Annotated in this window: 10 protein-coding genes; 5 read left to right on the forward strand and 5 right to left on the reverse strand. The window is 67.0% G+C overall.

The window, feature by feature from the left end:
- Positions 1-9 precede the first annotated feature (9 nt).
- The 5 genes from M1E17_RS08905 (at position 10) to M1E17_RS08925 (ending at position 5,414) form a co-directional block, all read left to right on the forward strand.
- The gene (locus M1E17_RS08905) at positions 10-987 is read left to right on the forward strand and encodes an aldo/keto reductase (RefSeq protein ID WP_457966801.1); all 978 of its coding nucleotides are present in this window, start codon (positions 10-12) and stop codon (positions 985-987) included.
- A gap of 12 nt (positions 988-999) precedes the next feature.
- Positions 1,000-2,055: a nucleoside hydrolase gene (locus M1E17_RS08910; protein WP_457966802.1), complete on the forward strand. Its 1,056-nt coding sequence runs from the start codon at positions 1,000-1,002 to the stop codon at positions 2,053-2,055.
- A 135-nt stretch (positions 2,056-2,190) separates the two neighbouring features.
- Positions 2,191-3,000, forward strand: coding sequence for an ECF transporter S component (locus tag M1E17_RS08915; RefSeq protein WP_457966803.1), 810 nt, complete (start codon positions 2,191-2,193; stop codon positions 2,998-3,000).
- Positions 2,957-3,760, forward strand: a complete 804-nt coding sequence (locus M1E17_RS08920; RefSeq protein ID WP_457966804.1) for a CbiQ family ECF transporter T component — start codon at positions 2,957-2,959, stop codon at positions 3,758-3,760. The genes M1E17_RS08915 and M1E17_RS08920 overlap by 44 nt, the downstream gene beginning before the upstream one ends.
- Positions 3,744-5,414 (forward strand): ABC transporter ATP-binding protein, encoded by a 1,671-nt coding sequence (locus tag M1E17_RS08925; RefSeq protein WP_457966805.1) that lies wholly within the window; start codon positions 3,744-3,746, stop codon positions 5,412-5,414. The genes M1E17_RS08920 and M1E17_RS08925 overlap by 17 nt, the downstream gene beginning before the upstream one ends.
- Before the next feature lie 171 nt (positions 5,415-5,585).
- Here M1E17_RS08925 and M1E17_RS08930 read toward each other — a convergent pair whose 3' ends face one another.
- The 5 genes from M1E17_RS08930 to M1E17_RS08950 all read right to left on the reverse strand — a co-directional run bounded on the left by M1E17_RS08930 (position 5,586) and on the right by M1E17_RS08950 (position 12,453).
- Entirely contained in the window at positions 5,586-7,772 is a 2,187-nt protein-coding gene (locus M1E17_RS08930) for a 3-hydroxyacyl-CoA dehydrogenase NAD-binding domain-containing protein (protein ID WP_457966806.1), read from the reverse strand.
- A complete protein-coding gene (locus tag M1E17_RS08935) occupies positions 7,769-9,079 on the reverse strand; it encodes a thiolase family protein (RefSeq protein ID WP_457966807.1) in 1,311 nt (436 codons plus the stop codon). The genes M1E17_RS08930 and M1E17_RS08935 overlap by 4 nt, the downstream gene beginning before the upstream one ends.
- A 137-nt stretch (positions 9,080-9,216) precedes the next feature.
- Entirely contained in the window at positions 9,217-10,557 is a 1,341-nt protein-coding gene (locus M1E17_RS08940) for an HRDC domain-containing protein (protein WP_457966808.1), read from the reverse strand.
- A 74-nt stretch (positions 10,558-10,631) separates the two neighbouring features.
- Positions 10,632-11,282 carry a DUF3000 domain-containing protein gene (locus M1E17_RS08945; protein WP_457966809.1) on the reverse strand — a complete coding sequence of 217 codons (651 nt, stop codon included), beginning with the start codon at positions 11,280-11,282 and terminating at the stop codon, positions 10,632-10,634.
- Between the two features lie 61 nt (positions 11,283-11,343).
- Positions 11,344-12,453 (reverse strand): threonine aldolase family protein, encoded by a 1,110-nt coding sequence (locus M1E17_RS08950; RefSeq protein ID WP_457967657.1) that lies wholly within the window; start codon positions 12,451-12,453, stop codon positions 11,344-11,346.
- Between the last annotated feature and the right edge of the window lie 19 nt (positions 12,454-12,472).

Here is a 12,472-nt window from a genome sequence, read left to right on the forward strand (position 1 = left end):
GGTGGTTCCGTGACTGAATACCGGCGACTTGGAAATTCCGGACTGACCGTCTCCGTAGTGGGGCTGGGCTGCAACAATCTGGGCCGTTCCCATACGGCAACGGAATCGCAGGAGGGGACGGACGCCGTCGTGCATGCGGCGCTCGACGCCGGCGTGACACTTTTCGACGTCGCGGACACGTACGGCCGCGAGCCCGGGCTCAGCGAAACCATGCTCGGCAAGGCCCTCGCCGGCAGGCGGAATGAGGCGGTGGTGGCCACCAAATTCGGGATGGACATGCGCGGGGCCAACGGCCCGGACTTCGGCGCCAGGGGCTCGCGCCGCTACATCATCCAGGCAGCGGAAGCATCACTGCGCCGGCTGGGGACGGAATGGATCGACCTTTACCAGTTCCACACCCCTGACCCACTGACCCCGATTGACGAAACGCTGTCCGCGCTGGACCACCTGGTGACCAGCGGCAAGGTCCGCTATATCGGGCACTCGAACCGCGCCGGCTGGCAAATCGCCGAGGCCGAGTTTGTGGCACGGGCCGGCGGCGGGACGCGCTTTATCTCCACCCAGAACCACTACAACCTGCTGGACCGGCGCGCGGAGCTGGAAGTCACCCCGGCCGCGGAGGCGTACGGCCTGGGCGTCCTGCCCTACTTCCCGCTGGCCAACGGGCTCCTGACCGGAAAGTACTCCCCGGATACTGCCCCCGCCGGATCACGGCTCAGCCATACCAGGACCCATCTGGTGCACAACGCGGATTGGGACCAACTGGGGCGCTTCACGGCGTTTGCTGCCGAGCGTGGCCTGACCGAAGTCCAGGTTGCCTTTTCGTGGCTCGCGGCCCAGCCGTCTGTTTCCAGCGTCATAGCCGGCGCCACCAGGCCTGAGCAGGTCCGGCAGAACGCCGGGGCCGTGGCTTGGATGCCGGGGCCGGAGGACCTGACGGAACTGGATGACATTTTCCCGGCTGTCCCCAAAGTGGCACTCTTCTAGAGGGGAACACCAGTGATCAGCCTCCTCCTGGACGTGGACACCGGAATCGATGACGCTGTGGCGCTGGCCTATCTGGCATCACTTCCCGATGTTGAGTTCGTGGCCGTCACGGCGTCGGCGGGCAATGCCGGTGTCCATCAGGTGGCCCGCAATACCCTGGCACTGCTGGAACTGTGCGGACGCCGTGGAGTGGAAGTGGCCGTTGGGGCGGAAGCGCCCCTTGAGATCCCGCTGGTGACCACGCCGGAGACCCATGGTCCACAAGGGCTGGGGCACGCGGTCCTGCCCCCGCCGTCGGGATCCGTTTCCGAACGGGACGCCGCGGACCTGTGGGTCCAGGCGGCCCGTGCGCGCCCAGGGGAGCTGACTGCCCTCATCACTGCACCGTTAACGAACTTCGCCCTGGCGATCCGGCGTGAGCCGCGCCTGCCGGAGCTCCTGCGCAAGACAGTCATCATGGGCGGCAGCTTCTACCACCAGGGAAACACCACGCCCCTGGCTGAGTGGAACACGCACGTGGACCCGCACGCCGCCAAGGAGGTGTACGCAGCCTACCGCGGCCTTCCGGCGGAGCAGCTGCCGATCGTCTGTTCCCTGGACACCACCGAGCGGATCGAGCTCCGGCCGGAGCATGTGCGCCGGCTGGCGGAGGCGGCAGGCTGCGCGGTGGAGGAATTGGTGCTGCCGGACCAGCCCGAGGGCCTTCGGAGCACCTCGGACAATGAACTGGTCCGCCACCTGTCCGACGCGCTGCGCTTCTACTTTGAATTCCACCGCCGGTACGATCAGGGCTACGTGGCACACATCCACGACTTTTTCGCCGCCGGCGTCGCGGCAGGGACCCTTGAATACTCCACCCGGCCGGCCACTGTGGACGTCGAGACGGAATCCCCACTCCTGATCGGGACCACGGTGGCGGACTTCCGCAACCTGTGGGGCCATCCGGCCAACGCCAGGATCGTGTCCGACAACAATCCGGCGGCAGCCTTCGATGAACTGGTGGCCTCTGTGGGCGGGCTGGCGCGCAGGCTGGCTGGCGGGCATGGCGCCCAGCGGGCCAGGCGCTAAACTGTTGAGCGGTCCGGGGGAGCGGCAACGCCGGCCGGTCCGCTGCCGAGGTGACATAGGCAGCTGAATGCACAGCCCTGAAGGCCATCCGGTCCTCAGAGTCTGAGTCTTTACCTGAACCCTCAAAGGAACACCATGTCATCCTCGTCCCTGACGCTGCCCGAAACCACTGAGGCAGCCTCGCGAAAGCGCCGCGTCCTGGAGATCCTCGGCGCAGCCGCCATCGCGGGAACCTACATCTACCTGGTGATGAACCAGCCGGCGGACATCGCCTCGGGGCCCGGCAGTGCGTCGGCCCTGATTGCCCTGTCAGGTTTCCTGGTGGGCGCCATCCTGCTGGTGGTGGCCGTACTGCCTACCCTTCCCACCACCACCGTGGTGCTGATTCCTGTGGCGCTGGTGCTGAACATCGTGATGGGCCAGTTTGTGGGAAGCACCCTGGTGCCGTTCTACCTCGACGCGATCGGAACGGTGCTGATCGCCGTCCTGGCTGGGCCGGCGGCAGGAGCTGCCACCGGTGCATTGAGCAGCATCGTCTGGTCCTTCTTCAATCCCACGGTCCTGCCTTTTGCCGCGGGCGCCGCCCTGATCGGATTCCTTGCCGGCCTGGCCGCACGCCACGGCTTCTTCCGCCGGTTCTACCTTGCCCCGGTGGCCGGTTTTATCACCGGCGTCCTCGCGGGCGTGGTGTCGGCCCCCGTGGCGGCGTTCGTCTTTGGCGGCACGTCAGGGGTGGCCACCGGCGCCATCGTCAGCGCGTTCCGTGCCATGGGCGACACGCTCTTCGCCGCCGTCACCAAGCAGGCCCTGATCTCGGACCCCATGGACAAGGCCATCGTCTTCACGATCGTTGCCCTGCTGGTCTATGCGCTGCCGCGCAGGGTGACGTTCCAGTTCCCGTTTGTGCGGCAATTCCGGGTCCTGGCCGGACGCAAGGATTCCTAGGCTGGGCCGGATCAGCCCGCTGACCCAGCTCACCGCCGTCGTCACCGTTGTGGTGGTGACGACGGCGGTGGGCCAGTGGGTTGTTTCGCTTTCCGTGCTGCTTGCAGCGGCGGCGATCACGGCCTTCGCCGGGACGGCACGTGCCGTCTGGGCCGCGGCCGGCCTTGTCCTGCTGCCGCTCGCGGCGTCCCTGCTGCTGACCCATGGACTGTTCTTCCCTGAGGGCAGCACAGTCCTCTGGACATTCGGCCCTGCCAGGCTCACCGCGGAAGGGCTGGGCGTTGCCGGATCCCTGGTGTTGAGGGCAGCGGTGCTGGTGGTCCTCCTGCTGACGCTCTCCTTCAGCATCCAGCCCGCGGACATCATGGCACTGTGCGCGAAACACGGTGTCCCCGCGCAGTTGGGCTTTGTGCTCTGTTCCACCCTTACCATCGCGCCGCAGATCAGGCGGCGGGTCCAGCGGATCCGGGAGGCACAGCAGCTCCGGGGCCTGTACTCCGGGAGATCGCTTCCGGCCCGGCTGGCCTCCTTCCGTGTGCTGGCCCTTCCGCTGCTGCTCTCCCTGCTCCACGATGCCGGCCAGCGCGCCGCTGCCCTGGAGACCCGGGGCTTCGGGGGCACCGCCTCCCGGACCAGCCTGCGGGAGGTTCCTGATTCCAGGTTCCAGTCCGTTCTCCGCTGGTCCCTGCTGGCCGGGCTGGCGGTCTTCCTGGTCCTGTGGTTCGGACCGGCGGGAGGCAGCGGTGCGCCTCAGCCTTAGATCGTTCAGCTACCCGGACAGTGCCCGGCCCGTCCTGGCGGACGTTGACCTGGCGGTGGGGCCGGGCGCGTACGTGCTGGTGGCGGGCGGCTCGGGCAGTGGGAAGACCACGCTGGGGCTCATCCTTGCCGGGGTGCTTCCCGGGCAACACCGCGGCACCCTGCACGGAAGCATCACGCTGGGCGCTCATTCCCTGGAGTTTCCGGCTGCCCAGGCGGCGCGGATCGACCATCAGTACTGGGGCACCCTGGTGGGCTACGCCGGCCAGGACGCCGCCGCGCAGCTTTCCACTGTCGCCCCGACGGTGGCCGAGGAGATAGCCTTTCCACTGGAAAACGCCGGCATGGCCCGGGAGGACATGCAGGCGCGCGTCCGTGAAGTGGCGGCGGACCTGGGCCTGACCCCGCTGTTGGAGCGGGACCCGGGCCTGCTGTCCGGCGGCCAGCAAAAGCTTGTGGCTCTCGCTGCCGCGATCGCACCGCGGCCACGCTTCCTGGTTCTCGACGAGCCACTTGCCAGCCTTGACCTCCAGGCGCGGACGCGTGTTAGTGCGGCAATAGCGGCCCTTTTGGGCGGCGGTATGGGTGTTGTTGTGCTCTCCCAGGACCTCGCCGCGGCAGGAAACGCCGGCGGCAACGGAGCCGGAAGCGGAACCGGAGCCGCGTGGGTCCCGGACCAGGTGGTGTTGCTGGCGGGCGGCCGGGCGGTCTTCACGGGCGCGGCTGCTGAAGCAGCGGGCGCCGCCACGGACCTCGGGCTGCCGGTGCTTGGTTTTGGCGCGCAGCCGGCGCCACAGGAACCTGCGCGGGCACCCGAACTCCCAGGACCTGGCGGACCCTTGCCGGCGGAACCTGCCGGATCCCTTCCTGAGGCTTTGCCTGTGGAAGCTCCTGTCGTGGCAGCTGAGGGGCTGCGCTTCGCATATAGTTGGCGGAAACCCCGTCCCTGGCGGCGCAGCCCCCAGGCGTCGCGGGTGCTTGAGAATGTGGGCCTCACCGTGGCCGCGGGGGAGTGTGTTGCGGTGGCCGGGGCCAACGGCTCCGGAAAATCCACTTTGCTGCGGCTGCTGACGGGACTGTCCACACCGCAGTCCGGAACAGTGCTGCTCAGGCCCCTCTCCGGCCCCGCGGCCGCCTCCACGGGCTCCGGCCCAGCGGTGGGCGCCCTGCTCCAGCATCCCCTCGAGCAGCTTTTTGAGCGGACCGTCCGGCGCGAAGTGGGCGCGGGCCTGCCCCGCAGCCTCGGCGACGCGGTTCGTGGGGAGCGTGTAGACACGGCACTGCGCCGTTCCAGGCTGCTGGAAGCCGGAGGCGTGCACCCTTACGAGTTGCCGGCGTCCGGCCAGCGACTGGCAGCCCTTGCGGCCCTGCTTGCCCAGGCGCCGCGGTTTATCGCCCTGGACGAGCCCACCGTCTCCCTGGACCGCCAGGGCTTGGACGTGCTGGCCGAAGCCATTGCCGCCGAGGCCGGCCGAGGGGCCGCCGTGGTGATGGTCACCCACGACCTTGATTTCGCCTACCGCACGTGCAGCAGGCTCCTGGTGCTGAATGAAGGACGGCTGGCAGCCGACGGCCCTTTCGGCGAGGTGCTGGAGTCACATTTCAGCTCGGGCGTCGCCTTCGGCGTCGCGGCACCGGGCGCCTGGCTGGCTTAATCCCGGCTCCCTTCCCAACCAAGTAGCGCTAATTGTCGTTTTGGGCCCCCAAAACGACAGTTAGCGCTACTTAGTTGGGTTTAACGGGACGACGGCGGGTGGTCACCTGAGGTGACACCCGCCGTCGCAGTTCACTTGTCTGCCGAAGCAGTGTCGCCCGGGACGGGCGCCTTAGGAAACGGCGCTTTCCACGCTCTCCTGTGACGCACGGGATGCGACGCCTGCCGGCAGGAACCTTTTGCCGTTGACCCGCTCGGATGCCCCCACCCGGTCCAGGTAGGGAGTGATGCCGCCCAGGAACATGGGCCAGCCCGCGCCCAGGATCATGCAGAGATCGATGTCCTCAGGCCCGGCAACCACTCCTTCGGCCAGCATCAGCCCGATCTCCTCGGCCAGGGCATCGTGCGTACGGCGCAGCACTTCCTCGCCGGTGGACGGGGACGAGCCAAAGGACATCAGCGCCAGTGTTGACTCCGGGATCTCCTGCGAACCGTCGGGGGTGGGCACCCAGAGCGATTTCACGCCGTTGTCGATCAGTTTCTGCAGGTTGGCGGAGACAGCGAACCGGTCCCCGAACGCGGCGTGCAATGACTCCTGGACATGCTGTGCCACCGGAAGGCCCACCATGGCGCCCAGGGTGAAGGGGGTCATGGGCAGCCCCATGGGCCGCAGCGCGTTGTCCGCGACCTCCGCGGGAGTCCCCTCGTCGAAGGCTGCCGTGACCTCACCCATCAGCCGCAGGAGGATCCGGTTGACCACAAACGCGGCGGCGTCCTTGACCAGCACACCGGTCTTCTTCAGGCCCTTGGCAAGCTCAAAGGCGGTGGCCAGGACGGCGTCGTCCGTCCGGGGCGCACGGACGATCTCCACCAGCGGCATCACCGCCACCGGGTTGAAGAAGTGGAATCCGACGAGACGTTCCGGATGCTGGAGGTCCTGGGCCATCGCCGTCACGGAAAGGGATGACGTGTTGGTGGCCAGAATGCACTCGGGCGACACAATGGCCTCCACCTCGGCAAACACCTGCTTCTTGACGTTGAGCTCCTCAAAAACGGCCTCAATCACAAAGTCGGCATCCGCGAACACCTCCTTGGAAACCGACCCGCTGACCAGGGCCTTGGTCCGGTTGGCCGCGTCCTGGCTCATCTTTTTCTTGCCCAGCAGCTTGTCCACCTCGGCGTGGACATAGCCCACACCCTTGTCGACGCGGGCCTGGTCGATGTCCGTCATCACCACGGGGACCTTGAGCTGGCGGGCGAACAGCAGGGCCAGCTGGCTTGCCATCAGGCCGGCACCCACAACACCGACCTTGGTCACGGGTCGCGCCAGTTTCCGGTCAGGGGCTCCGGCCGGCCGCTTGGAACGCTTCTGGACCAGGTCCAGGAAGGCGTAGACGGTGGCACGGAACTCGTCGGTCTGCATCAGCCCGGCGAGAGTTTCGCACTCAAGCTCAGCGGACTCCGCCTGGGTCAGGGTGCGGTTCGCCTCCATGATGTCCAGGACCTTGGCCGGAGCCGGCGATGCGTTGGACGTCTTGGCTTCGATGAACGCACGGCCGGCGGCCACGGCGGAACCCCAGCGCTGCACCACTGCAGGGTCGGAAGGGTCGACGGCGTTGGGCCGCTCCGGGACAACCTCACCGGAGATAACCCAGGCAGCCCAGGCGAGGGACTGCTCAAGAAAATCTGCGGGCTCGAACAGGGCGTCCGCAACGCCGAGTTTGAACGCCTGTGGCCCGCTGAGGGTGCGGTTGTTGCTGAGCGGATTTTCGATCATCACCTGGACGGCATTTTCGGGCCCGATCAGCCGGGGCAGGATATAGACTCCGCCCCAGCCCGGCACCAGGCCGATAAATGCCTCGGGCAGCCCCAGGGCACCGGCCCCTGATGAGACGGTCCGGTACGTGGCCTGCAAAGCGATCTCCAGGCCGCCGCCCAGTGCCACGCCATTGATGAAGGCAAAGCTGGGCACGCCCAGGTTGGCCAGCGTGGCGTAGACGTCGTGGCCGAGCTGGGCCATCCACAGCCCCTGGTCTCGCTTCTCGAGGGACTTGACGGCAGAAAGGTCAGCGCCGGCCACGAGGAAGTACGGCTTCCCGGTGACGCCGACGCCCACGATTTCACCACGGGCTGCACGGTCGCGGAGCCCTTCCAGTACCGTTCCGAGCTCCACCAGGGTGTTCGGTCCCAGGGTGGTGGGCTTGGTATGGTCCAGGCCGTTGTCCAGCGTGATCAGGGCGAAGGTGCCGGGACTGGGATTCCCGTGCGCCGACGGAAGCTGGATGTCCTGGACGTACGAATGGGTCACTGTCTCGTCGGGGAAGAGTTGGGTGAGCTTGGTGAAATCTGCGGCGCTCATGCTGCTGCTCCTTCAGTGTCTGCCGTCGGGGCGGATGCGGTGGGGGATGCTGTGGTGCCGGCGGCAGGTGTTGCCGCGGCGCCGCTGTAATCGGCGTGGTGCGGGTTTTCCCAGATCACCGTGGCTCCCATGCCGAGTCCGATGCACATGGTGGTCATTCCGTACCGTACGGAGGGGTCCTCCTCGAACTGCCGGGCCAGCTGGTTCATGAGCCGCACGCCTGAGGACGCGAGCGGATGGCCCACGGCGATGGCGCCTCCGTAGCGGTTAACCCGGGGGTCGTCGTCGGAGATTCCGAAGTGGTCCAGGAAACTGAGCACCTGCACGGCAAAGGCCTCGTTGATTTCGAACAGCCCGATGTCGCTGATATCCAGGCCCGCGTTCTTCAGCGCCTTCTCGGTGGCAGGCACGGGGCCAATTCCCATGACTTCAGGCTCAACGCCTGCGTACGCGTAACTGACCAGGCGCATCTTGACCGGCAATCCCAGCTCTGCGGCGGCATCGGAGGAGGCCAGGACGGCGGCGGTGGCGCCGTCGTTCAATCCGGCGGCGTTGCCCGCGGTGACGCGGCCGTGCGCGCGGAAAGGGGTGCGCAGGGCGGCAAGGTCTTCCAGTGTGGTGCCTGGACGGGGCGGCTCGTCAACGGTTTGGAGCGACCAACCCTGGCCCGGTTTGAGGGTGGCAACCGGCACCAGGTCGGGCTGGATCTGGCCCTTCTCATAGGCCGCGGCCAGCTTGTCCTGGGAGGCGACGGCGTACGCATCGGTCCGGTCCTTGGTGATGGCGGGGAAGCGGTCGTGCAGGTTCTCGGCGGTGTTGCCCATGTTCAGCGCCGCGGGATCCACCAGGCGCTCGGACATGAACCGTGGGTTGGGGTCCGCGCCGGAGCCCATGGGGTGGTTGCCCATGTGCTCCACTCCGCCGGCGATGACAACGTCATAGGCGCCAAAACCAATGCCGCTGGCCGTTGTGGTCACGGCAGTCATGGCACCCGCGCACATCCTGTCGATCGCGAAGCCAGGAACAGTGCGGGGGAGTCCGGCCAGAAGGGCGGCGGTACGTCCCAGGGTAAGGCCCTGGTCCCCCGTCTGGGTGGTGGCAGCAACCGCTACTTCATCGATCCGCTCAGCCGGCAGGGAAGGGTTGCGGCGCAGAAGCTCCCGGATGCATTTGACCATCAGGTCATCGGCACGGGTTCCTGCATAAATTCCCTTTTCACCTGCGCGGCCAAAGGGGGTGCGGATGCCGTCGACAAAAACGACGTCGCGGACAGTGCGCGAAGATCCGCTGCTTCCGTGGTTGCTCACGTGTAACTCCTCATCGAGACGTTTGGCGCCGGTCAAAGGCCAAAGGGCAGCGATGATCCGGACGGCAGTGGACTCAATGTTACTCGCCAGTAACTTAGTGTGCAAGAGCCTTCGAGGTCCGTCGGCGGGGCTGGGGCCTAGTCGGTGGCAGCAGCCGCAGCTTTGGGCTCCCGCGGCTCTTTGGGAGGCAACGGCTGGGGATTGAGGAATGCCTCGGCAAGGAGCGGTGCGACAACGCCGACCTGCCACTCGCGGGCACCGAGGACACGGAGTTCCTCTGCGACAGACGCTTCGGTGATCTCTGCGGGAGGGCGCCACGCGACGCGGCGCAGATAGTCGGGAGTCAGCAGGTTCTCGACAGGCAGGTTCAGCGCCTCGGCTTTTTCCTGCAGGAGCGGGCGCGCGGTGGACAGGCGTGCTGCCGCCTCAGGATCACGGTCAGCCCAGACCCGCGGTGGCGGCGGAGCATTGGTGGGCAGGTGCAGGGGAGGAAGATCTGCGAGATCCCTGGCCGTGGCGATGCAGCGGAGCCAGCGCGGCGCCTCACGTTGTGCCGCACGCCCGTGGAAGCCCTTGGTTCCCAGCAACTGGGGCACGGTGGAGGGCATGGCCTTGGCCGCGGCCACCAGGGCGGAATCCGGAATGAGCCGGCCGGGGGCTACGTCCCGTTTCTGCGCCAGGGAATCCCGCTCCAGCCACATCTCACGGACTGCGGCCAGCTGGCGGCGGTCCCGGATCTGATGCAGGCCCGAGGTCTTGCGCCACGGATCGATCCGCGGCGGCGCAACGCCCGCGGCAAGGATGGCCGCAAATTCCTGCTCCGCGAACTCGAGTTTGCCGTCCGCCTGCAGGAGTTCGATGAGCTCCTCACGCAGTTCCGTCAGAACTTCCACATCCAGGGCCGCATACCGCAACCAGGGCTCGGGCAGCGGCCGGGTGGACCAGTCAGCGGCGGAATGTTCCTTCGCCAGGCCGAAGCCGAGCAGCTGCTCAATGACGGCCGCCAGGCCCACCCGCGGGAGTCCGGCGAGCCGTGCCGCGAGCTCAGTATCGAACAGTTTGTCGGGCCACATGCCCAGTTCCAGCAGGCATGGCAGGTCCTGGCTGGCCGCGTGCAGGATCCACTCAACCCCTTTGAGTGCGTCGTTAATGATGGCCAGGTCGTTGAAGGGCTCGGGGTCGATGAGCCAGGTCCCCGAGCCTTCGCGGCGGATCTGGACCAGGAAGGCACGCTGGCCGTACCGGAAGCCCGACGCCCGTTCGGCATCAACCCCCGCCGGGCCGGTGCCGGCGGCGATGGCGGCGGCGCACCGTTCCAGCCCGGACTGGGTTTCGATCACCAGTGGCACACCCTCACGGGGTGTGTCGAGATCAATGACCACGGGGATGGGGCTGTCGAAGCCGTCCACTGTGATGTGGGGAGTGGAGTCAGCAGCCGGAGCGCCGGCTGTGGTGTTATCCGGAATGTGAGGGGTCATGGTGCCTTCAGTTTACCGACAAGGTGGTGTCAGGCTGCCTCAACATCGCCAGAATGCAGCAGTGCATACAGCGGCTAGTTCCGACGGCGTCGCGGCAGGGCGGAAACCCCGTCAGGAAGAGGGGGAAGCCCGGCAAAGGTGCACACCATGTCGGACCACGCCTCCAGATGCGCCGTGACATCTGAGGAGGCCGGCGTCCAGGAGGCGCGGAGTTCGATGTCGATCGAGCCGGGCCTGTCGGATAGGGTCCCAAAGCTTTCCGAAAGTACGCGGGTGGCGGTACCTCCCGCGGCACGGTACGGGGCCTTATGGTTCTCGAGGGCCTCAACGAGCCAGGTCCAGGCCACCGTGCCCAGCATCTCGTCATTGCCCATTTCCGGCTCAAGCTGGGCGCGGATGTACGTGACGATGCGGAATTCGCCGTCCCAGACGGCCGACCCGTCGGGGTCGTGCAGGAGGATAAAACGGCCTGTGGCGAGTTCGGCGTCGTCATCCTCCTCCGTCCCGGATGCTGCCGCCAGGGCCATGGCGGCAGGCCCGTGGACGGGCACCGTCCCGCTGCCCGGACCGGACGCCATGACTTCGGCTCCCAGGGCCACGGCGTAGGGCGCCAGGCGTGCCGGGGCAGGAATCTCTGCGAGCCGCAGTTCACTGCGGCAATGGGCTTTCCTGAGGGTCCCCAAGGCGTGGAGGAACTCCGGGGGAACCTGGGCGAGTGCGTTCACCTTCGCAGGTTACGCAACCGCGGCGGCCAGGGGGTGCAGGCTCGCCGTCGGCGTCCGCATGCTACGTGGCGGCCTGGCCCGACTGATGGTGGGCAAGCTCCCGGCGGATCGCGTCAACAAAGGCATCAATATCATCCTCGTTTGTATCAAAGGAACACATCCAGCGGACCTCGTGTGCCGCCTCGTTCCAGTCGTAGAAGCGGAAGGATTTCCGCAGCCTGTCTGCCACACCCTTGGGCAGGATCGCAAAAACGCCGTTGGATTCGGTTTTCTGCGTCGGCTCGACGCCGTCGATGGTGTCCACGGCTGCGCGAAGCCGGGCCGCCATTGCGTTGGCGTGGGAGGCAGAGCGCAGCCACAGGTCACCTTCCAGCAGCGCGATGAACTGGGCCGACAAAAACCGCATCTTGGACGCCAGCTGCATGTTCATTTTGCGCAGGTAAACCAGGCCGTGCGCGGCCTCGGGATTCAGGGCCACCACCACCTCACCGAAGAGCAGCCCGTTCTTGGTGCCGCCGAAGGACAGGATGTCCACACCGGCGTCGCGCGTGAAAGCCCTCAGTGGCACCTGCAGGTGGGCGGCAGCATTGGCCAGCCGTGCGCCGTCCATGTGGAGTTTCATGCCCCTGGAGTGGACGTGCTCCGCAATGGCCCTGACCTCCTCCGGTGTGTAGCACGTGCCCAGTTCCGTGGTCTGGGTGATGGAGACGGCCAGGGGCTGGGCCCGGTGCTCATCGCCCCAGCCCCACGCCTCCCGGTCGATCAGCTCCGGGGTCAGTTTCCCGTCCGGCGTGGGGACGGAAAGGAGCTTGATGCCGCCGATCCGCTCAGGCGCACCGTTTTCGTCCATGTTGATGTGGGCGGTGGCGGCACAGACCACCGCGCCCCACCGCGGGAGCAGCGACTGGAGGGAGAGGACGTTGGCTCCGGTTCCGTTGAACACGGGAAAACATTCAATGCCGGGCCCAAAGTGCTGCTCCATGAGTTCCTGCAGCCGCGCGGTGTACTCATCCTCGCCGTAGGAGACCTGGTGGCCGTCGTTTGCCGCTGCCAGCGCGGTCAGGACTTCGGGATGGACCCCCGAATAGTTGTCCGACGCGAAGCCCCGGACGGATGGATCATGCAGGCGGATCCCGGTTCGCGGGACAGTTTCCGCAGTGGTGCTTGTCATTGCTTTGCTCACGCTTTCA

This window comes from Arthrobacter sp. D1-29 (assembly GCF_054130585.1).

Coding starts and splice junctions, on each gene's coding strand:
- M1E17_RS08915 (WP_457966803.1), top strand. CDS start 2,191: ATGTCATCCTCGTCCCTGACGCTGCCCGAAACCACTGAGGCAGCCTCG.
- M1E17_RS08930 (WP_457966806.1), bottom strand. CDS start 7,772: ATGAGCGCCGCAGATTTCACCAAGCTCACCCAACTCTTCCCCGACGAG.
- M1E17_RS08940 (WP_457966808.1), bottom strand. CDS start 10,557: ATGACCCCTCACATTCCGGATAACACCACAGCCGGCGCTCCGGCTGCT.
- M1E17_RS08950 (WP_457967657.1), bottom strand. CDS start 12,453: ATGACAAGCACCACTGCGGAAACTGTCCCGCGAACCGGGATCCGCCTG.